The organism is Bacteroidota bacterium (assembly GCA_026391695.1).
Taxonomy (GTDB): domain Bacteria; phylum Bacteroidota; class Bacteroidia; order Bacteroidales; family JAGONC01; genus JAPLDP01.
This window is the reverse complement of the sequence record JAPLDP010000086.1, coordinates 17,364-39,664: the sequence shown is the minus strand read 5'-3', so window position 1 is coordinate 39,664 and position 22,301 is coordinate 17,364. Positions and strand designations below refer to the sequence as shown.

The 22,301-nt window shown below is 42.3% G+C and carries 19 protein-coding genes; 9 read left to right on the top strand and 10 right to left on the bottom strand.

What is annotated here, in order from left to right; all coding sequences use genetic code 11:
• Positions 1–10: 10 nt before the first annotated feature.
• Genes NT175_13290 through mraZ form a run of 4 tightly spaced genes read right to left on the bottom strand, consistent with a single transcriptional unit; the run spans position 11 to position 3,911 of the window.
• Positions 11–2,128 (bottom strand): penicillin-binding protein, encoded by a 2,118-nt coding sequence (locus NT175_13290; protein ID MCX6235670.1) that lies wholly within the window; start codon positions 2,126–2,128, stop codon positions 11–13.
• 19 nt (positions 2,129–2,147) lie between these two features.
• Entirely contained in the window at positions 2,148–2,549 is a 402-nt protein-coding gene (locus tag NT175_13285) for an FtsL-like putative cell division protein (GenBank protein ID MCX6235669.1), read from the bottom strand.
• A gap of 2 nt (positions 2,550–2,551) precedes the next feature.
• Positions 2,552–3,448 carry a 16S rRNA (cytosine(1402)-N(4))-methyltransferase RsmH gene (gene rsmH, locus NT175_13280; protein ID MCX6235668.1) on the bottom strand — a complete coding sequence of 299 codons (897 nt, stop codon included), beginning with the start codon at positions 3,446–3,448 and terminating at the stop codon, positions 2,552–2,554.
• 1 nt (position 3,449) lies between these two features.
• Complete coding sequence (gene mraZ / locus NT175_13275) at positions 3,450–3,911, bottom strand: division/cell wall cluster transcriptional repressor MraZ (protein ID MCX6235667.1); 462 nt, start codon at positions 3,909–3,911, stop codon at positions 3,450–3,452.
• A 236-nt stretch (positions 3,912–4,147) separates the two neighbouring features.
• Here mraZ and NT175_13270 point away from each other — a divergent pair, with 236 nt between their 5' ends.
• Genes NT175_13270 through yihA form a run of 3 tightly spaced genes read left to right on the top strand, consistent with a single transcriptional unit; the run spans position 4,148 to position 6,659 of the window.
• Positions 4,148–5,059, top strand: coding sequence for a glycerol acyltransferase (locus tag NT175_13270; protein MCX6235666.1), 912 nt, complete (start codon positions 4,148–4,150; stop codon positions 5,057–5,059).
• 32 nt (positions 5,060–5,091) lie between these two features.
• Complete coding sequence (locus NT175_13265; protein MCX6235665.1) at positions 5,092–6,027, top strand: GNAT family N-acetyltransferase; 936 nt, start codon at positions 5,092–5,094, stop codon at positions 6,025–6,027.
• 11 nt (positions 6,028–6,038) lie between these two features.
• On the top strand, positions 6,039–6,659 hold the full coding sequence (yihA, locus tag NT175_13260; GenBank protein MCX6235664.1) for a ribosome biogenesis GTP-binding protein YihA/YsxC: 621 nt from the start codon (positions 6,039–6,041) through the stop codon (positions 6,657–6,659).
• A 13-nt stretch (positions 6,660–6,672) separates the two neighbouring features.
• Here the strand turns inward: yihA and NT175_13255 are convergent, their stop codons facing one another.
• The 3 genes from NT175_13255 to NT175_13245 all read right to left on the bottom strand — a co-directional run bounded on the left by NT175_13255 (position 6,673) and on the right by NT175_13245 (position 11,301).
• Complete coding sequence (locus NT175_13255) at positions 6,673–7,002, bottom strand: acetyl-CoA carboxylase biotin carboxyl carrier protein subunit (GenBank protein MCX6235663.1); 330 nt, start codon at positions 7,000–7,002, stop codon at positions 6,673–6,675.
• Positions 7,003–7,126: 124 nt separating this feature from the next.
• Positions 7,127–8,677 (bottom strand): acyl-CoA carboxylase subunit beta, encoded by a 1,551-nt coding sequence (locus NT175_13250; GenBank protein ID MCX6235662.1) that lies wholly within the window; start codon positions 8,675–8,677, stop codon positions 7,127–7,129.
• A 191-nt stretch (positions 8,678–8,868) separates the two neighbouring features.
• Positions 8,869–11,301 (bottom strand): endonuclease MutS2, encoded by a 2,433-nt coding sequence (locus tag NT175_13245; GenBank protein MCX6235661.1) that lies wholly within the window; start codon positions 11,299–11,301, stop codon positions 8,869–8,871.
• A gap of 351 nt (positions 11,302–11,652) precedes the next feature.
• On the opposite strand from NT175_13245, the gene NT175_13240 reads away from it, so the two are divergent.
• The gene (locus NT175_13240; GenBank protein ID MCX6235660.1) at positions 11,653–12,228 is read left to right on the top strand and encodes a sigma-70 family RNA polymerase sigma factor; all 576 of its coding nucleotides are present in this window, start codon (positions 11,653–11,655) and stop codon (positions 12,226–12,228) included.
• Positions 12,225–12,983 carry a tetratricopeptide repeat protein gene (locus NT175_13235; GenBank protein ID MCX6235659.1) on the top strand — a complete coding sequence of 253 codons (759 nt, stop codon included), beginning with the start codon at positions 12,225–12,227 and terminating at the stop codon, positions 12,981–12,983. Before NT175_13240 ends, NT175_13235 begins: the two co-directional genes overlap by 4 nt.
• A 17-nt stretch (positions 12,984–13,000) precedes the next feature.
• Here NT175_13235 and NT175_13230 read toward each other — a convergent pair whose 3' ends face one another.
• A complete protein-coding gene (locus NT175_13230; protein MCX6235658.1) occupies positions 13,001–13,531 on the bottom strand; it encodes a hypothetical protein in 531 nt (176 codons plus the stop codon).
• Positions 13,532–13,616: 85 nt separating this feature from the next.
• Here NT175_13230 and NT175_13225 point away from each other — a divergent pair, with 85 nt between their 5' ends.
• Positions 13,617–14,540, top strand: a complete 924-nt coding sequence (locus NT175_13225; protein ID MCX6235657.1) for a DUF362 domain-containing protein — start codon at positions 13,617–13,619, stop codon at positions 14,538–14,540.
• A gap of 4 nt (positions 14,541–14,544) precedes the next feature.
• Positions 14,545–16,182, top strand: a complete 1,638-nt coding sequence (locus tag NT175_13220; GenBank protein MCX6235656.1) for a 4Fe-4S binding protein — start codon at positions 14,545–14,547, stop codon at positions 16,180–16,182.
• Positions 16,183–16,228: 46 nt separating this feature from the next.
• Here the strand turns inward: NT175_13220 and NT175_13215 are convergent, their stop codons facing one another.
• Positions 16,229–17,242, bottom strand: coding sequence for a dihydroorotate dehydrogenase-like protein (locus tag NT175_13215; protein MCX6235655.1), 1,014 nt, complete (start codon positions 17,240–17,242; stop codon positions 16,229–16,231).
• Between the two features lie 224 nt (positions 17,243–17,466).
• On the opposite strand from NT175_13215, the gene nifJ reads away from it, so the two are divergent.
• Positions 17,467–21,006, top strand: a complete 3,540-nt coding sequence (gene nifJ, locus NT175_13210; protein MCX6235654.1) for a pyruvate:ferredoxin (flavodoxin) oxidoreductase — start codon at positions 17,467–17,469, stop codon at positions 21,004–21,006.
• 78 nt (positions 21,007–21,084) lie between these two features.
• A complete protein-coding gene (locus tag NT175_13205) occupies positions 21,085–21,552 on the top strand; it encodes a heme-binding domain-containing protein (protein ID MCX6235653.1) in 468 nt (155 codons plus the stop codon).
• A gap of 38 nt (positions 21,553–21,590) precedes the next feature.
• Here the strand turns inward: NT175_13205 and NT175_13200 are convergent, their stop codons facing one another.
• On the bottom strand, positions 21,591–22,295 hold the full coding sequence (locus tag NT175_13200; GenBank protein ID MCX6235652.1) for a PCMD domain-containing protein: 705 nt from the start codon (positions 22,293–22,295) through the stop codon (positions 21,591–21,593).
• Positions 22,296–22,301 lie beyond the last annotated feature (6 nt).

Genomic DNA, 22,301 nt, shown 5'->3' with positions numbered 1-22,301 from the left:
ATTCAGATATTTATAGTGGTGCCAGTGTCAACCGGATATGATCGCCACGACTACATGTGTCTCCCGGCAACAACGACTGTTCCTTTACAAATCCTTTTCCTGATATCTCAGGCTTTAATCCCATTATTTCCACCAGGCAAACAGCATCCCTGACGCCAAAACCGGTGAGATCCGGAATAATCATGCTGTCGATGACCATCTCTTTGAATACGATATTTTCCTCCACCACCAATACAGTCAGCCACTCTTCAGACTTGGGAGGGATCATAACCGGTATCTGCAAGAGGGTACAAATGGTCTTGAATTCCTCTGAATAGCCCCCTGCCATCGGAGGGATATCAGCCTTGGTTGTATCTTTGATATGTTCTGGTGACAGGGCGAAATGAGCAGAGAATACTTTATCGGCAATGACTTTAAAAACAGGCACAGCTACCTCACCCGCCAGGTATTTATCCTTTGATGGTTTATTGATCGTTACAATGCATGAGTATTTGGGCTTGTCAGCAGGGAAATAACCGACAAATGAAGGACAATATATTTTTTCGCCATAGCCCTGATTGTTTGCTGCCACCTTGGCTGTACCGGTCTTACCTGCAACTTTATAAAGTGGATTCTTTAGCTTTGAAGCTGTGCCCTCCTCAACCACGCCTTGTAGTAATTCCCTGACTTTTTTTAGTGTCGATTCCGAACATATGGCCGGATTCAGAATAACAGGTTCGAATACTTTTACAACCTGACCCGAACGCCGTATCTCCTTGACGAAGAGCGGCCTAACCATCTTGCCGCCATTTGCAACGGCATTATAAAAAGTTAAGAGCTGCAGTGGAGTGATACGCACTTCGTACCCCGTCGCCATAGATGGTAGGCTCTGAATTGACCATAATGAATTTTCAGGCGTATGTATGGTCGGTTTGACCTCCCCTTTGATTTCTAATCCAAGTGCCTCATTCACACCGAACTTGCCTAACCTGTCGGTAAATGTTTTGGGATTACTCTCGAATCCATTGATTATGATTTTCGACATCCCAATATTTGAAGAGTATTGGAATATATCTCTGACACTGGCGCTGCCCCCCGGAAACTTATGAACATCCTTGATTTCCCTGCCATGGTAAAAGAAAGTTCCATTTCCAACATATATCATATCGTTCAGATCAGCTTTCTTTTCTTCAAGCGCAGCCATGAGACTGACCAGTTTAAATGTCGATCCTGGCTCAAGGCTTTCTCCAATAGCATAATTAAGTTCCTCTCCATATTGTCCATCCTTGTTTTTTCCTATATTGGCAATAGCTACTACCTGGCCGGTCTGTACCTCCATAACTACCACGCACCCATGGTCAGCATCCTGCGTAATAAGCTGCTCTAAAAGAGCACTTTCGGCAACATCCTGAATGTTGATATCTATGGTCGTAATGATGTCGGCACCATCTTCAGGTTCTATCTCATTTTCATCATTGACCGGAATCCATATATTACCGGCAACTTTTTTTACTAGTCGTTCGCCGTTTTTACCCTGCAGATAGTCATTATATGCTCCTTCCAATCCAACAAAGGCGCCTGCATTATCTGACTGATATCCGATTGTCCTCCTGGCCAGCAGCCTGAAAGGCATTTCACGCCTGCTTTTCGTCTCAATAGATATAACCGCTTTGTTTTTCCATAACCTGTATGCCCGATTATCTTTGAGCAGGTTCATTTGATCATAGGTGACTTTTCTTTTCAGCAGATAATACCGGTCACCTTTTTGCCGCGCAGTCACTATCGCCTGTTTGTAGTCCCTGGAGGTACGATCTTTAAAAACCCGGGCGAAACAATCGGTAAGGGAATCAATATTTTTATAGAAAAATTCATCCGATAACTCACGTTTTGGCTTTGCCGCATCAATGATGATGTCGAATATGGGGATGGAAGTAGCCAACAGGCTGCCATCACAGGTATAAATGTTCCCGCGCATAGCTTCAACGTTCTCAAATCTGATGGTCTGATCAGCAGCTTTTTCCCTCCACATTTTTCCCTGGTAGAATTGAATATAGATAATGCGGCCGACAATGGCCAGCCCAAAAAGGAACATCACCACATAGATCAGATATACCCTCCACAATATGTCTTTTTTTATATCTTTTACCATCTTGCCTGGTATTGGCGGTTTATTTCCCCTTGCCTTCAATAAGCTTGAAGGCCGGTTTTGTTGCTTCCTTGAGACCCGTAGGTTTGATTCTTTTCGACACTTCCGACTGTTTGCTGATGAACATAAGCTGTGATTTCGTCGTGATATAATTGTATCTTAACTCTTTCATCTCTTTCCTTAACCTGTCTGTCTCAATCACATTCTTTTCGGCATAAACCGAGTTGGTGATATAAATGATTGCCAGAAAAGCCAGGTAGAGAAGGAAAGGCAACTGGCGGATCATACTCTCTCTGGTGAGAAATGTCCCGTCCAGGATGGAATGCGCCGTCTTACCAATAGCTCTCTTGCTATTTCCGTGTTTATCCTTCTTTGGCTCCTTCTTTTCAAGAAGGGTGTTTTTTCTTCCAGTTATATCATTCATTTTTAAGTCCTCTCAGCAATTCTCATTTTAGCACTCCTTGAACGTGAATTGGCCAGAATTTCTTCATGATTTGCCACTATCGGCTTCCGCGTGATAATCTGGAAAGGCCTGTCAAAGTGCCCAAATAGGTCTTTGTTGATTTCCCCTTCGAAATTGCCTGAACGCATGAAGTTTTTAACTATCCGGTCTTCAAGGGAGTGATAGGAAATGATCACTAGCCGGCCCCCTTTTCTCAGGACCTCCAGGGTTTGATTCAACATTTCCTTTAATGCCATCAGCTCCTCGTTCACCTCAATACGCAGAGCCTGGAATACTTGGGCAAGATATCTGTTCTCATTTCCTCTGGTAATGCATCCGGCAATAGCCTTTTTAAAATCTTCTGCTCTGTCAATGGCTGTATCGCTCCTGTGTCTTATAATGCTATCTGCAAGCTTTGCAGCGTTTGGAATCTCACCGTATTCTATAAATAGATGACGTAAATATTCCCTTGAACCGGTGTTGATGATCTCCCCGGCTGTCCGTTTTATTCTTCTGCTCATCCGCATATCCAGCAACCCGTCGTACCGCGTCGAAAACCCCCTTTCACCTTTATCCAGCTGATGCGACGATACCCCGAGGTCAGCAAGAATACCGTCAACAGGCAGCAGATGGTATAACCTTAAGAAGTTTTTCATATACCGGTAGTTATGATTGAGTAATATCAACCGTTCATCGTCAACGATATTTTGCATGGCCTCTTCATCCTGGTCAAAAGCAAGGATCTTCCCCTGTCCGAGCCTCTTCAGTATTTCTTTTGAATGACCGCCGCTACCGTATGTCAGATCGATGTATGTTCCGTCAGGTTTGATATTCAGACCATCGATACTTTCATTCAGTAATACAGGCAGATGATAATTCATGCTAATCCTGCTGTTTATCATTATTACCCATCACATCTTCCGCCAGCCGCGCAAAGTCTTCGGGTTCATTTGTTAGTAAGGTGTTGTAAGTATCCTTATCCCATACCTCTATCCGGTTTGAATAGGCAAAAAGCACAATGTCTTTCCTAATTCCTGCATAGTCAATCAATGTTTTTGGCAGCAGAAGCCTGTTATTCCCATCGAGCCTGAACTCTGTTGCACCCCGTTGAAAATACCTGACAAAGTCCCTGTTTTTCTTGACGTACAGATTCAGCCTGTTAATATCCTCACTGATGCTCTTCCATTCATTCATCGGGTAAATGACCAGACATTTCTCAAATCCCCTGTTGATCACAAACCGGTCTTCTGCCTCTGGCGGTATCTGCTTCTTCAGTGAAGAGGGAAGCATGATCCTTCCTTTGGGATCAAGCTTGCATTCATATTCACCTATGAGATTCAGCATGGTTTCTTTTAATGGTGTAAATATATAAAATCTTTCCCACTATTTCCCACTTTTTACCACTTTGTTGATAAAAAGTTCCATTTTTTTAACAAAAAATCATTATTTATTACGTAAGTATAAGTTAATCAGCGATTAAACAATTTACTCTGAACCTCCAGGTTTTGGATCATTTCTGAGTATTACTGATGATACCTTGAAATTATCATCATAACTTTTTAAATTTGTATGGTTATAAAATGGGTAAAGGAGAAATTTGGGATTTGCTAACAGGAGGAGAGGATGTCATGAACCAGGAAAACAGAATTACAGCAAAGAAGTTTATTGATCTGGAAAGCGTTATTGCCAGTAAGAATCCACGGTTATTAAAAGTACTTCCACGCTTTGTGCTTAGCTATCTTAAACGGATACTCCACATCGATGAGATTAATGATTTCTTAAACAGGAACAATGATAAACATGGACTGGAATTCATCAACTCAATACTGACAGAATTACATGCTACCAGTGAGCTCGTCGGATTTGAAGATGTTCCTTTTGAAAAAAGATTCATTATTGCTTCCAATCATCCTCTTGGCGGTCTGGATGGTCTTGCACTGATGCATGTCATCGGGAAAAAACGTAAAGATCTCATTTTTCCTGTTAATGATATCCTGATGAATATTCCAAATATTCGAGAACTCTTTATCCCAATTAACAAACACGGCAAGAACCTGGAGAATATCCAGATTATGGATCAGACTTTTGCATCTGATGTTCCCATTTTATATTTTCCTGCAGGTCTTTGCTCCCGGAAACAATCCCACGGAATCATCGACCTTGAGTGGAAAAAGACTTTTATCAGTAAATCCAGAAAGTATCAGCGGGATGTCATCCCCGTGCATATCTCGGGCCGGAATTCCAATTTTTTCTATAATTTGGCAAATATCCGGAAACGGCTGAGAATTAAAGCCAATATTGAAATGTTATACCTTGTTGACGAAATGTACAGACAACGCAATAAAACCCTCACAATAAGGTTTGGGAAACCTGTACCTTACACAACTTTTGACAGGAGATATTCTGATCTGGAGTGGGCCAGCCGTATTAAAAAATACGTTTACACTCTGGGAGAAGGTAATATACAGTCGTTTGTTGAATGGAATAAATAATAATTTTACGTGTAAATTCATTTTATTAAGATATGGAGCCGATTATCCCGCCTGTTGATCCGGCATTAATTGAGGCAGAACTTACAGAAGATAAATTCGTCCGTGATACGAATAATGGACATAAAAAAATCTTCATTATCACTCATGAAGATTCACCGAATATTATGATGGAACTTGGGCGACTGAGGGAGATCAGCTTTCGGGAGGCAGGCGGTGGTACAGGAAAGTCAGTGGATATCGATCAGTTTGATACAGATACTGTAGATCCCTTCAAACAATTGATTGTCTGGAGTCCCCAGGACAGAGAAATCGTCGGGGGTTATCGCTATCTTGAAGGTTATAATATCCGATGCGATGCTGAAGGGAATCTGTTTAGCCCTACAATCAAGTTATTCAAATTGTCAAAAAAATTTATCGACGACTATCTGCCTTATTCTATTGAGCTTGGCCGGTCGTTTGTTCAACCCGATTTCCAACCCCTGTTTAATATCCGTAAAGGAATCTATTCACTTGATAACCTTTGGGATGGATTGGGCGCCCTGACTATTGATAATCCTGACATCAGGTATTTCTTCGGTAAAATGACTATGTTTCCCCGGTTTAATATAACTGCACGGGATATGATACTCTATTTTCTGGATAAATATTTCCATGACACAGATAATCTCGTTCAACCACTTGAACCAGTTGGTATTACAACTGACTCAGAGGAATTGAAAAATATCTTCATAGGCCAGAATTACGATGAAGATTACAAGATCCTGATCAGGAATGTACGAAGGTTCAACGAAACCATTCCGCCTCTGTTTAATGCCTATATGAATCTGTCGCCAACCATGCTCGTATTCGGAACTTCTATTAACCACCCATTTGGTCATGTGGAAGAAACTGCAATCCTCATGGTTATCGAGGATATTTATGACATAAAAAAAGACAGGCACGTTTCTTCCTATAAGAAGAAACACTAACCCCCCTATCCATGTTCATAAAAACCTCATCCTTTGTCTTAAGTAGTACTGATGTGATGAAATGCCCGAAACCTGAGTATCCGGAATATGCATTTCTGGGTAGGTCGAATGTGGGGAAATCATCACTTATCAATATGCTGCTGGAAAGGAAGAACCTGGCCAGAATATCTGCTGACCCGGGCAAAACCCGGCTTATCAACCATTTCATGGTCAACAATGAGTGGTACCTAGTGGATCTTCCCGGGCTTGGCTACGCCCGCGTGGCTAAAGGAAAAAAAAGAGAATGGCTGAAAATGATCACCGCGTATTTGCTGAAACGGGAAAGCCTGTTAAATCTTTTTTATCTTGTTGATGCCCGGCTTGAACCCCAGACTATCGACGTTGAGTTCATTAACTGGCTGGGATATCACCAAATACCCTTTACACTGGTTTATACCAAAACCGATAAGGTAACAGCTAATGAACTGGCTTTGACAATGAAATTCCTGATGAAAAAATTGTCGGAAACCTGGAAGGAGCTGCCAATGATAATTCAAACGTCTTCAAAAACAAAGTCAGGAAGGGATGACATTCTTCAATTCATCGAAAATACGAATCCTATTTTTCGGATAAACAGGGAATCCGTAAACTAAACAATCCGGGAAATCATCTGAATTCGAGAAGTATACAGGCTTTAGGGACTGTGTCTCCCGGTTTGACATTTACTTTCCGGATGACTCCGTCGATGGGTGACAGAATGTAATTATTCATTTTCATAGCCTCAAGAACCATGAGGCGGTCATTGACTTTGACCTTGTCGCCAGGTTTGACATTGACTTTTCTGATGGATCCGGGAATGAACGACAAAACTTTTTTTGGGTCACCGGGGCTAAAAGATTTGCGGGTTAGAAACTTTTGGGTCAGCTGCGTCCGGTATTTAATACTGTCAATAATTAAAGTCTTGAAGTTGTTTGTTGAATCGTCAAATTCTTTCATAAACATCACTTTAATTACTATTTGTTATTTTTGGTCTTTTGCAAATCAGAGGCGACTATTCTTAGGCTGCCTGTTTTGCAGATGAGAATGATCGTCCTTGAAGATCAGGTTATTACTTTTTTGGTTAGAAAGGCGGTATGCCGTGTTTCTTGTTAAACCGCTCTTCACGTTTGTTAACAGATATATCAAGTGCGTGCAGCAGCATCTTTCGCGTTTCACTGGGATCGATAACGGCATCAATATAACCATATGCTGCTGCAACATACGGATTGGCAAATTTTTCTTTGTATTCCTTGATTTTTTGCCTGCGCATCTCATCAGGATTTTCAGCATTCTGTATCTCGGTCTTGAAGATGATGTTAGCAGCTCCCTCAGGTCCCATGACGGCAATTTCTGCGGTAGGCCAAGCAAAAACAAAGTCAGCTCTGAGATGGTGAGAGCACATGGCGATATATCCGCCACCGTATGCCTTTCGCAGAATGACTGTGAGTTTGGGAACAGTGGCTTCAGAATAGGCATATAAAACCTTGGCGCCGTGACGTATCACTCCGGCATGCTCCTGGTCAACTCCGGGAAGATAGCCCGGCAGGTCGACTAAAGTGATGAGCGGGATGCTGAAGGCATCACAGAACCGAATGAACCGGGCGGCTTTATCTGATGAATCAACGTCCAGCACACCTGCCAGGACAAGAGGCTGATTGGCTACAAAACCAACAGTCTCACCATTCATCCTAGCAAAACCTATGACAATATTCCTTGCAAAACGCTCCTGCACTTCAAAAAATTCTGAATCGTCACAGATGGCCATGATAATGTCCCGGATATCATATGGTTGGCGGGGATTTGAAGGGAATATATCATCGATTTTGTAGTTCCGCGACTTTGGTGACTTTTTAGGGAAGGGCTGAGCTTTCCTTTCATTATTCCAGGGTATGTAACTCACCAGTTGTTTGATCTGTGCGAAGCAGTCGGTCTCACTTTCAGCATAAAAATGGGCGTTCCCTGATATTTCAGAATGAACCTTTGCGCCACCTAATTCTTCCATCGTCACCTCTTCCCCGATAGTAGCTTTGATGACTTCCGGCCCTGTGATGAACATCTTGGATATTTTATCAACCACAAAAACGAAATCGGTCAAAGCGGGAGAATAAACAGCACCACCTGCACATGGTCCAAGTATCACCGAAATTTGAGGGATAACACCGGAGGCCACGGTGTTACGGTAAAAAATTTCACCATAACCGGCTAGGGAGTTGACGCCCTCCTGAATACGGGCGCCTCCCGAATCATTAATGCCGATTAGAGGCACTTTCAGCCTCAATGCCAAATCCATGATCTTAGTGATTTTCTTGGCATGCATATATCCAAGAGAACCACCGGCTACTGTGAAGTCCTGTGCATAAATACAGACTGGGTAACCGCTGATTGTTCCAGCACCTGTAATGACACCATCACCCGGCAGGTACTTCTTATCCATATCAAATTCCTTACCGGCGTGCTCAACAAATAAATCGGCTTCATGAAATGATTTGGGATCGAGAAGTGTGATGATGCGTTCACGGGCAGTCATCTTACCTGTCGCTTTCTGCTTATCTATGGCCTTTTGTCCTCCACCTTTCAGGGCAAACCGCATCCTTTTTTTAAGATCAGAGGTCTTCTTTCTTAAAGTTGACATGAAAAGCGATTTTGTTAGATGAAAATCTCCCTCTGATGACAAAATTACGTATTAATTTCATATAAGCAATTAAAAAATTATTGCTGCCATCAACACGTTAGGTCATTATCAACCTGTCAGGCTGATAATGAGAAAAAAAGAAAAATTTAATGGCATCTTTTTTTTATTTTTCTATCTCTCAAGATTCCTGATCAGAACTTTACCAGAGTTATCCCATCCCCTCCACGTTCAATATGTTCATCGGAGAAGTGCTTTACTTGTGGAATAGTCTTTAAGAAATCCCTTATCTGTGTTCTGAGGATGCCATTACCCTTGCCATGAAGAATGCTGATCTCGGGTAGGCCAAGGAGAATGGCATCATCAATATATTTTTGAAGTTCAGCCAACGCTTCATAGGTTCTCTTTCCACGCAGATCTATACTCAGTTTAAAATTGGCCATGCGGCTATTGATTTCATCGGCAATATTTTTTGAGGTTCTGTAATGTGTGGGTGTTGTGACCGTTCTGATATCCGGATTGATTTTTTCAAGTTTGTCTGTATGGACTTTAATGATGGCCTGGCCAAAGGCAATCGTGGCTTCCTGCCCTTTAATTTCAAGAATCTCTCCCAATATGTCCTGTCCGCTGATTTTGACATAATCACCTTTTCCGATGCCGGCCTTTTTTACAGGAGTAGATTTTTTTTGTTCTTTTGGAATTGACTGTGTTGCTTCCTCCTTTGATTGTGATGGCCTCTCAGCTTCTTCAAGCTGGCTGGCAAAAATTTTAATGTCTTCTCTCAATCTCTTTGTTTTCTCTTTTGATGCTTGTTGTTCCCGGATTTCCCTGATGGTATTTTCGATCAGACGATTTGCTCCATCAATGATCCTGCGGGCTTCTTCGCGGGCTTCAGAAAGTATCTTTTGCCTGGTATTCTCAAGCTCCCGGTTAAGTGTTTCATACTTGCTAATTACCTCAGCAAGAAAATCGTCGGCAACATTAAGCTCAGTTTGTTTCTTGCTTATTTCTTCCTTTTCGATCTCCAGTTGCTGTAACTGCTGGTCAAAATCAAGCTGTGTGCGTCCTGTCTTCAGTTCAGCAGTTTTGAGGATATCTTGGGGGAATCCGATTTTGTTGGCTATCTCAAAAGCATAAGAGCTGCCGGGATAGCCTATCTTAAGCCGGTATAATGGTTGCATGAGACGCGAGTCAAATAGCATTGCACCGTTGACTACCCCATCCAGCTTGCTTTCAAGCAGCTTGAGATTTGCATAGTGCGTCGTAATTACTCCAAATGCATTCAATGCACTAAACCGCTCCAGCGCTGCTTCAGCCAGAGCACCTCCAAGCTGGGGCTCCGTTCCTGAACCGAATTCGTCGATAAGAAAAAGAGACCTTTCGTCGGTATGCGTGAGGAAATACTTTATGTTCAGGAGATGCGAACTGTATGTGCTGAGATCATTCTCAATGGATTGTTCATCACCGATATCAATAAAAAGCTTCGAGAATACTCCAGTCTCCGACATTTCATCCATGGGCACCAGCATTCCTGTCTGAATCATGAATTGCAGCAATCCGATGGTCTTCAAACAAATGGATTTTCCTCCTGCATTGGGACCGGAAATGATCAATATACGCTGCCGTTTGTTCAGACTGACAGTCTGGGGTACAACATTTTTTTTTTGTGCTATATGTGATAAGTACAGGAGGGGATGTATGGCATCTATCCACCTGATATATGGTTCCGGCTGGATAAGAGGTTTACAGCTTTTTGTGGCCAGGGCAAAACGTGCCTTGGCACGTATAAAATCCACCTCGCCAAGGAAATGATAGGCCTTCTCTAATTCATCAGTAAATGGCCTTAAGAAATCCGTTAAATCGGTCAGTATTTTTATAATCTCCCTCCGCTCGGCAAGTTCGAGTTCACGAAGGTCATTGTTATGATCAAAAACCTCTGCAGGTTCAATATACACTGTTTGACCTGAGGCTGACTCGTCATGGATGAAGCCTCTGATCTTGCGTTTATAGGTCGCTTGTACCGGCAGAACGGCACGTCCGTCCCGTATGGTCACTTCAGCATCTTCCCTGATCCAGCCCTCTTTCTTGGCCTGCTGAAGCGTCTGTCCTAACTTCTTGTCAATGATTGTCTGTATAGAACGCATCTCCGCCCTGATTTTCTTCAGCACAGGAGAAGCAGAATCACGGATCCGGCCTTTTTCATCAATAATGGATTCAATGCGATGGATGATATCTTTATCCAGCAACAGATCCCTGACAAGTATGTAAAGTGCAGGATACTTTTCCGGACCTCTTGATTTGAAGAATGTAATACAACCGGTGATGGTCCTGAGTGATGTCATCAGGTCCAGTAGCGTTTCTTTCTCGATGAAAGTGCCTTCCGTTCTGATTCGCTTTAGTTCTGGTGTCAGGTCGTAATAATCATCTGCCGGAAAGGATAACCCCTCAATAAGAATGTTCCTGAATTCCCATGTTTGCTTGACCATCAGGTTGATCTGGTCAAAACTATCCGTAAAAACCATCTGGTCGACAAATGATTCCCCTAATGGGCTCAGGCACTCTTGTTTCAGCAGATTCTTTATCCTGTCAAAGCCTATTTTAATCTCAAAATCAGAAGGGTAAAGCACGTTTGATTTTTTTACAAAGTTACGATATTATACAATGGGAGTTCCGATATAAGCCGGTTCCGATGAGAAGATTCCGGAGGATGGTGATCCGGAATTAAAATTGGAACTACCTTTAAATACCAGGCTGTCGCCTTATAACATGATAGAAATATGATTGCCTCAGGCAGTTGGGTGCAATACTTATGGAATACGATCATAAACCTGCTCCGTGTGATAAATGGTTTGTACATTTGCACATCTGTTATTAGGTCATACATGCTTATTAACATTTTACTGAGATGTTAACAAATGCGAAATAATTCTCATACATTTGTATTACCTTTTTGAAAATTTCCGATAAAAAGCAGTCTGATGATCCATTATAAAGATGAGGCTATCCTGAAGGGTATCCTCGCAGGCGATAAAAATATCCTGAAGTATGTGTATGAATGGTATTTCAAGACTATCAGGAGTTTGATCCTGAGAAACAGTGGCAATGAACAGGATGCAGAAGATATTTTCCAGGACGCCCTCGTTATAATTTATCAGAGAGTATTAGATAATGATTTAGTGCTCGATTGTTCTTTTAAAACGTTTTTATATTCGGTTTGCAGGCATCTTTGGTTACAACGCCTTGAAAAAGAGAAAAATCCGGCCAATATCGCGGATATCGAAAACCATATCGAATTATCAGATGAAATGGTCTTTGAAATCTATGATGAACAGTCGGAAAAATACAGGTTGTACCAGCAACACTTTGTCAAACTCAGTAAGGACTGTCAGAAGGTTCTTAAACTTTTTTACAGTCATACGACCTTAAAAGATATTGCTGACATCATGGGGTACAAAACCGAAAAATATGCCAAAACCAGAAAATATCTCTGTAAAGAAAATCTCAGACAACGGATACTCAGTGATCCAAAGTGTAAAAAATATTTAGCTCAATGAACGAAAAATATAAATATCTGCTCATGATCGACAGGTACCTGGTTGGCGAAATGGATAGTGCCGAAGCCAGAGCCTTTGAGCTGGAACTGCAGTCAAACAAGGAACTAATCCAGGAGCTGGCATTTGAAAGAGACCTTTCTGATCTTCTTAAACAGCAGAATATCATTGAATTCCGGCAGAAACTCAGCGATGCTATCTCGGAATCTAAACAGAAAAAATATCGGAACAGGATTATACCCCTTACGAGGAAAAGTTATGCCCTCATGGCTGCTTCAGTGACTATCCTGATCATGATTGCTGCCTCTGTCTATCTCCTGATGCCGAAAACCTATTCCAACAGCAGGCTGTTCAGCATGTACTATGATTCAGATAAATTGAATATTACTCGCTCCGAAGGCACTTATCTCGTTGAAGCTTTGCGCTTATACCAGCAAAAAGATTTTCCTACTGCTATCGACCTGTTTAATGACGTCATTGCCGATGATCCAAATAATGCTGCAGTCAGATTCTATCTCGCTATTTCATTTATCGAAACAAACCAGGTTGATAAGGCTATCATTAACCTTGAAGAGATTATTAATAACGGGAAAAATCTCTACGTCGAACATGCTCAGTGGTATCTTGGATTATGCCTGCTGAAAATCAATCAAACCGACCAGGCCATCGAACTTTTCAGAAATATGGCCTACGATACCAATAATTATTATAGAAACGACGCCTCCAGGTTGCTGAACCAGATTAAAAAATCAAAATAAACGCTTAACAAACAGCCTTAAACTTCTTTTGATTTCCGACTTTCCCTCAGCCTCAGAATGAGATAAATATATCCACTGTAAACGAAAGTAGTCAGAAGTTGATACATGATTGGAGTTGAAACCAATGGGCCTTCAATTAATTGTATATCAATGAATAAATACTTCAATCCATAATAAATCATCTTACCGGCAACGATGCTGATCAACATAGTGAAAAAGGCATTCTTAATCTTTTTCACCAGAAAATAAAATAAACCGGCGTTGAGCAATAACTCTAAACCCAGCAGGAGTGTTTTATACACCGAAGGATGCATGGCTGTCAGAAACATGAACAAAGGCAGAACCAGGGCAAGAATATATGCATTCCATCGGTTCATATGGGCTATGGCCAGAATAACGGCCAGCCGCATCGGTTCTATGACATAAAAGGGAATTCCGGTATACTTCGAAACATAAGGTATGGCAAATACAAATCCAAACGCCAGAATGTTGAAAAGTGCGGTTTGAATAAATGTTCTCCTGTCAAAGTTATTCGATAAGTTTTTCATATTTTTGAAGAAAAATATTTTGCAAAAATATTCATAAATCAATACAGGAAGGTTATCCTGTTTGATGATGAAAATGTGAACAATCATGAAAAGAAGAGATTTCATAAAAAAGACCCTTGGTGCGGGTGTTGCAGCCGGTGCCACTATGTCGATTGGGGGATTTACAAAACTCTTTGCCGGTACGCCCTATGTTCCGGGATTACCATTCGACATGGTCGCTGTCAAGGGAGGCGAACCGGAAGTCATGTTCGACAAAGCCATTGAAGCTATGGGAGGTATGGGTACGTTCGTTAAAAAAGGACAGAAAGTCGTCGTCAAACCTAACATGGGCTGGGACGTATCACCTGAAAGGGCTGGCAACACTAATCCCATGCTTATGAAACGCATTGTTGAACATTGCTTCAATGCCGGGGCAAAAGAAGTATATGTCTTCGATAATCCCTGCGATCAATGGGAAAAATGTTACTCCAACAGCGGCATTGAAAAAGCTGTGAAAGATGCCGGCGGAAAAATCGTTCCCGGCAATACGGAATCCTATTATCAAAATGTAACAATTCCCAAGGGTAAAAAACTGAGAGAAGCTAAAGTGCATGAGCTCATTCTCGAATCCGATGTCCTTATAAACGTGCCTGTGTTAAAACACCATTCCTCAACCCGTCTGACCATTGCCATGAAGAACCGCATGGGTGAGGTGTGGGACAGAGGATTCTGGCATCGCAATGACCTGCACCAGTGTATAGCAGACTTTGCTTCATACCGCAAACCCGACCTGAATATTGTGGATGCATACAGAGTGATGCTGAAGAACGGACCTCGCGGTGTTTCTGTTGACGACATTTCTCTGATGAAACAATTGCTCCTCTCTCCCGATATGGTTGCTGTTGACGCTGCAGCAGCAAAAATATTCGGATCAGATCCTTATGATATAGGTTATATCCGGATAGCCGAGGAAATGAAGCTGGGAACCACCAAATTGGATAGCCTCAATATTAAAAGGATTATCCTGTGATGTGATGAAACGAAACTGGCTCAAAGGGATTCGGATAGCTGTTTCATTACTGTTTTTCCTTCTCACCATCCTGATCTTTCTGAATATTAAAGGAATTGTAACACCGGGGTTTATCAGCGGGGTCGTTTTTCTGCAATTTGCACCTTCTCTCATCAAATTTTTCACTCTTCTTAGCTTCGCTGCATTTGGATTTCTTATCGTCTTGATTTTGACTGTTTTATTTGGAAGAATCTATTGTTCAACGATTTGCCCTCTTGGAACATTGCAGGATATGATCATTTATTTTAGGAGAAGATTTTTCCGCAGAAAAAAATTCCGGTTTCTTAAGGCACAGCAAGTTGTTCGGATTTGTATCCTATTACTAACTATCATTTTTATTCTTGCGGGTTCAACTTTCCTGTTGAATCTGCTTGATCCCTGGAGCATCTTCGGCAAGATGATGACCAACCTGTTCAAGCCTGCATTAATTGGCCTGAATAATTTAATGGTTTATCTGTTGGGGGATCAGACTATATCTTTCCTGACTCCTGTTGAATTGAAGAAAGTGAGCATCTTTTCATTATCCTTTGCGCTGTTGTTTTTATGTATAGTCGTTATCTTCTCGGTGGTGAGGGGCAGACAATACTGCAATCTGATTTGTCCTGTCGGAACATTATTGGGGTATCTATCAAAAATCTCACTATTCAGGATAACGCTGGATCAGGCCCTGTGTAACAGCTGTGGTGCCTGCCAGGTGAAATGCAAGGGCGGATGCATCGACAGCAGGAACAGGACCATGGATATCACCCGCTGTATAGACTGCTTCGATTGCCTGAAAACATGTCCTTCTGATGGAGTAAACTATAAATTTTCATTTTTTAAAGGAAGCCAAATAAAGATCAGGAGGAAGGAAGATTTTATCGACCCTTCTGATACAGGTGAATTTACTATGGCCAGGCATCGTTTCTTTCTGACCTCCGGTGCATTGATAATGGGCATATTTGGTTATTTATATGGCCGGCATCCACAGCCTGAAAGTGATTCTGACAGCACTCTTGCAAATGAAGGAGTCAATCTGTCTGATCCTCAGGGTGTGAATCCACATGTACAACCTGTAACACCGCCAGGTTCTGTCAGCCAGGCCCATTTTGTCCAGGTCTGCACAGCATGTCATCTGTGCATAGCTACTTGTCCTGCCCAGGTCATCCAGCCGGCAATAAAGGATTATGGATTGACAGGCATCATGCAGCCCAAAATGGATTATCATGTCAGTTTCTGCACCTATGACTGTGTGTTATGTACCCTGATATGCCCCACAGGTGCCATACTACCGCTTACTATTGACGAGAAGAAGACAATCCAGATCGGAAAATCACGGTTTATCAAAAAAGAGTGTATCGTCGACACAAAGAATACCGCCTGCGGAGCTTGTTCGGAACATTGTCCGACAAAAGCCGTTGCCATGGTTCCGTATCAATACGGATTGACGATCCCTGAAGTAAATAATGAAATATGTGTCGGTTGCGGCGCCTGTGAATATGCCTGCCCTACTGATCCCAAAGCCATCGTGGTGGATGCCAATCCTGTGCATCTGATTGCTAAGTTACCTGTTAATATTAAAATTGAAAAGAAAGTGGATTTTAAGGAAGACTTTCCGTTCTAATCACCTGAATTTTTTATTTTCATTCAGGTGAAAACTTTACTGGGGATCATCTCATCGGATACCTTTTAAAAATCTCATCCGATTTCAGCAGGATATCGACATACTGAGCCCGTTTATAAGCAAACGGATCTGTAGTGTTTTTCCTGGATAACTTACCTCTGAAATCATTAATGGTCTTATACTTCTTCGACTCCATCCATTGTGTCATGTCATTCAGCATTATGCCGATCTGCCCTGCATGGTTTTTATAAATGGTGCTTACCACCTGCACACAGTCGGCGCCTGCCAGAATCATGCTGATCACATCTTCACCTGTCAAGATGCCGGTGTTGCAACATAAGGAGGCATTGATATTGCCGTATAGCAAGCCTGCAAACCGCAACGATAATCGGTTATCCTGCTGCACACTGAGATTATACGGGAAATAATTCTCTTCAATGTCAATGTCAATATCCGGCTGGAATAAGCGGTTAAACAGCACGACCCCGTTTAATCCGAGATTATCCATTCTCTTTATTACGAACAATGGATTGGTGTAATAGGGGCTTAATTTGACACTGATAGGGATCGACACCACTCTTTTCACGGTTCTGACGATTTCCAGTTGTCCCTCGCTGATTTCTACACCAGGTAAATTAAAGTCAACAGGCGTGGAATAAAGATTTAATTCAAGTCCATCAACTCCTATTTCTTCGAGCAATAGTGCATATTCTTCCCAGCTTTCTAAATATATGCAGTTAAGACTGGCGATCAAAGGAATATGCAGAACTTCCCTGGCTTTTTTCAGGTTCATCAGAAATTCTTTCGGACCGGCATGTTCAAGATTTGGAAAGAGCGATATCATTTCGGCATTACGTTCGCGGTATTCGTCAAGCTGTTGGGATAGATCCAGGCTTTCGAGCTGGATTTGCTCTTCAAATAAGGATTTGTAAACAACAGCCGCTGCGCCGGCTTCTTCGATCTTTTTTAAAAAATCCGGATCTGTTACGAGGTTACATGCACCCATGATGATCGGATTTTTCAGTTCTAAACCCATGTATTTGGTTCTTAGGTCAACCATATATCGTAATATTTTTAACTTATTGACGGACAAATATATTAAAATATTTATATACTTCAACAATTGATTTCAATAATCTAAAATGAATTTAAATAAGTGCCACTGAAGTTTAAATTCCTGTTAATTTATTCACAGGATTGATTGAAATTTTATAATTTCGCCACGGCTGAAAATTCAAAACATCTAAATATCAAAGACTTTTGTTAACATAAATTATTCTTAGTATGACAAAAAAGAAGAAATTCATTACCTGTGATGGTAATATGGCGGCTTCACATGTCGCATATATGTTCAGTGAGGTGGCTTGCATTTATCCGATAACACCTTCTTCAACAATGGCTGAATATATTGATGAATGGGCTGCAACGGGAAGGAAAAATATTTTTAACGAGATTGTCGATGTCAGGGAGATGCAATCCGAAGCCGGTGCTGCCGGTGCTGTTCATGGTGCATTACAAGCCGGCGCATTGACCACAACATATACCGCCTCCCAGGGTTTATTGCTGATGATACCCAATATGTACAAAATAGCAGGGGAACTCCTGCCGGCTGTATTCCATGTCAGTGCACGGACTGTCGCAGCTCATGCTCTCTCGATTTTTGGCGACCACGGTGACGTATATGCCGTCAGGCAGACAGGTTTTGCCATGCTGGCCAGCAGCAGCATACAGCAGATTATGGACCTTGCTGCTGTTGCCCATCTTACAGCCATCAAATCGAGAGTGCCATTCCTTCATTTCTTCGATGGTTTCCGCTCTTCACATGAAATCCAGAAGATTGAAGCCCTTAACACTGAAGACCTTGCAGGTCTCATGGATACAAAAGCCCTTCAGGCTTTCAGAGATAAGGCCCTGAATCCCGAAAATCCGGTCACCAGGGGCACAGCACAGAATCCTGATATCTTTTTCCAGGCTAAGGAAGCCGGCGGCAGATTTTATGAACCAGTGGCCGATATCGTTGAAGAATACATGCAGGAAATATTGAAGCTCACTGGTCGCGAATACCACCCCTTTACCTATTATGGATCTCCTGATGCCGAGCATATCATCATTGCAATGGCCAGCGTAACTGAAACGACAAGGGAAGTGGTGGATTATCTCATTAAAAAGGGTGAAAAAGTCGGCCTGATAACTTGTCATCTCTATCGTCCCTTTTCGGAGAAATACTTCTTCAGGGTTTTCCCGAAAAGTGTGAAGAGAATAGCTGTTCTTGACCGGACCAAAGAACCGGGAGCCCCAGGTGAACCCTTGTACCTCGAAATCAAGGAAATGTTCTTCGATAAGAAAGAACGCCCCCTGATCGTGGGCGGACGTTATGGCCTTAGCTCCAAAGACACAACACCGGCACATGTCCTGTCAGTCTTTGAAAACCTTAAAATGAAGGACCCTAAAAACCATTTTACCATCAGTATTGTGGATGATGTCAACTTTTCGTCCTTGCCATTAATTCCTGAAATCAACACATCGACAAAGGGGACTTATGAAGCCAAATTTTATGGGATTGGCGCTGACGGAACTGTGGGAGCGAATAAAAACTCCATAAAAATCATCGGTGATACCACGCCAAAATATGTCCAGGCTTACTTTGCGTATGACTCCAAGAAATCAGGCGGTATCACCACATCGCACCTCAGGTTTGGCGACAATCCCATTCAGTCAACATATCTGGTCACCATGCCTGACTTCGTGGCTTGTCATGTCCCTTCCTATCTTGATAAGTATGATATGCTGAAGGGTCTGAAAAAGGGAGGCACCTTCCTGTTTAACAGCATATGGGATGTTGAGGAAACCAAGCGAAGACTTCCGGATAATATAAAAAAGTACCTGGCCGATAATAATATACAATTCTTTATTATCAACGCGACAAAAATTGCTGAAGAACTGGGGCTGGGGACCAGGACAAATACCATCATGCAATCAACATTTTTCAAAATATCCAATGTGATCCCCTATGAACAGGCGGTGGCTGAAATGAAAAAAGCCATCATCAAGTCATTTGGAAAGAAAGGCGAAGATATTGTCAGGATGAATTTTGCCTCCGTCGACAGGGGGGGAGAGGTTGTTAAAATTGACGTGCCGAAAGAATGGGCACAGATTAAAGTGAAAGAACAGGATTCAGGTGTCCGGAATGTTCCCGAATTCATCAGCAAAATGGTAGAGCCCATCAATGCCATGAAAGGTGACGATCTTCCGGTGAGTGCCTTTGCAGGCAGGGAAGATGGCACATTTCCACCGGGAACAGCGGCCTATGAAAAAAGAGGCATTGCCGTCAATATCCCGGTATGGATCCCGGCAAACTGTATACAGTGTAACCAATGTGCCTATGTATGCCCTCATGCATCTATACGCCCGTTCCTGTTAACAGAAGAAGAGCTTAAAAAGGCCCCGAAAGGAACAGTAACCATCACAGCCATCCCCAAGACCTTTGCCGGGCTGAATTTCCGTATTCAGGTTTCACCCCTTGACTGCACCGGCTGCGGAAACTGCGCCGATAATTGTCCGTCAAAAGAAAAGGCCCTGGTCATGAAACCTCTGGGAACGCAAATAGGCGAAATAGAACGCTGGAATTATCTTGAAACCCACGTCATCTATAAAGAGAATATCGTTAATAGAGAACTGAATGTCAAAAACAGCCAGTTTGCCCAGCCTCTCTTTGAATTTTCGGGTGCCTGCGCCGGATGCGGTGAAACACCTTATGTGAAACTGATCACCCAATTGTTCGGAGAGAGGATGATGGTTGCCAACGCTACCGGCTGTTCATCCATCTGGGGCGGTTCAGCACCATCCACACCTTATACGGTCAACAAGCTGAGCGGTTATGGCCCTGCCTGGGCTAATTCGCTCTTCGAAGACAATGCTGAATATGGATTCGGAATGGTTACAGCAGTGAAAAAGATGAGGGAACGAATAGCGAGGTTGATGCAGGAGAATATGAACAATGTATCATCAGGCACACAGGAAGTGTTTAAACTATGGCTTGAAGGTAAAGATGATGCCCGAAAATCGAAAGAGGCTACCGAAAAACTATTGCCACTTCTTAAAAATGAATTCCATCAGGCAGTCAAGGAAATTCTTGCCCTTAAACGGTACTTAGTTAAAAAATCGATCTGGGTGTTCGGTGGTGACGGATGGGCTTATGATATCGGTTATGGTGGCCTGGATCATGTGATCGCTGCAGGTGAAGATATCAATATACTGGTGCTTGATACTGAAGTCTACTCCAATACAGGAGGCCAGGCTTCAAAATCAACCCCAGTCGGCGCTGTAGCCAAATTTGCAGCATCGGGTAAGAAAGTCAGGAAAAAGGATCTTGGTGCCATGGCTATGAGTTATGGTTATGTATATGTGGCGCAGATCGCGATGGGTGCAAGCCAGTCACAGACACTGAGGGCGATCAGGGAAGCAGAAGCATATCATGGACCTTCACTGATCATCGCTTATTCACCTTGCATAAACCACGGTCTGAGAGCAGGCATGAGCAAGACACAGGAAGAACAGGAAAGAGCTGTCGAGGCCGGCTACTGGCAAAATTACCGCTATAATCCTTTACTTGAGAATGAAGGTAAGAATCCATTTCAACTGGATTCCAAAGAACCCGACTGGAGCAAATTTCAGGATTTCCTGAATGGGGAGGTGCGATATACGTCTTTGAGGCAGGCATTCCCTGAAGAAGCTGTCATCCTTTTCCGCGAGGCTGAAAGAACCGCAAAATGGCGCTATAAGCATTATTCCAGACTGGCTAATATGGATTTTTCTGAGAAATAGGATTGACCAACCTGTTTTGACTGCCATACAAGCCAGTCAAAAAATGATAAGGCAAAATTTAAGCTCAATTTTTCAAAAATGAAAAAATTTCTGTATACTTTCTTTTCGGTTCTGATCCTTTTATTGATCATTATTCAGTTTTTTCGGCCTGCGAAAAACAGTGGTGATCATGATAATCATTCAGACCTTTTGACGCAGGCAAAAGTGCTGCCACTAGATCTCAGGAACAGATTGGTCACGTCGTGCTATGATTGTCATTCTGATAATACCCGTTATCCCTGGTATGGAAGGATAGCTCCTGTATCATGGCTGTTATACAGGGACATCAAAGAGGGGAAGGAAAATGTCAACTTCTCAGGATGGGCAAATTATGACGCCCGTAAGAGGATAAGTCTGCTTTCCAAGATGCATGACGAACTTGAAGAAAGAAGCATGCCGTTGAAAATTTATTTATGGATGCATAAAGATGCGCGAATGAGTGATGCAGAATATGAAACGCTTATGAAGTGGACGATTGATGAAGCAGAAATCCTTCTAAAGAATTGATATCATTTCATGCCCTCAATAAGGTATGAGATATGCTGTCATTTCCTGTTATAGATCAATTCAATATCGTCAAATAAAGCTTCGCTTCCATCTATGGCATCAATGCCATACCCTGAATTCAGAATGATTAAAATATGTTGGGGTCGCTGGTTATTGTAATATGTAAAAGGAACCGAGAACCTTGTCCATTTATCAGTTGTCACAGGGGACGAAACAAATAATGCCTCACCGATCCAGTTTGCTTTGGTCCCGAATTCAGGTATGGATCCTTGTCCTGTGTGCAGTATTGCCCAAACCATTATTTTATCATTCTCTTTCGGGAAAAACTTAAACCATCCTGTAAGACTATCAGGCCTCGAAGTAAAAGGAGTGTATGAATTACTTTCATTGGGATTGGTGTATACATATCCTTTTTCCGGTTTAAAATCAGGATGTATGGCTCCATTGGTCAACGTTCCCGTTGCAACAACATTCATAGTTGATTTGTTGATCAATTTAACGGAGTATGTTCCGTTATGGGCATCAGTGCTCCTGATCAAGCCATCCGGTGCAAGCCTGTTCATGAAATAGCCGCCATCACTGTTCTTCAGCGAGGTCCAACCAATAGGTTCTTCAATGCCATTTCTGATTATTTCCCATTTTTCAAATCCTGGATTCTTCAACTGCTCCTGCCCCAATGAAAAATTACAGGCTGTCAAAAAAATGCCCATCACCATCGAAGCCTGAACTAAATGGTTTTTCATTTCTGT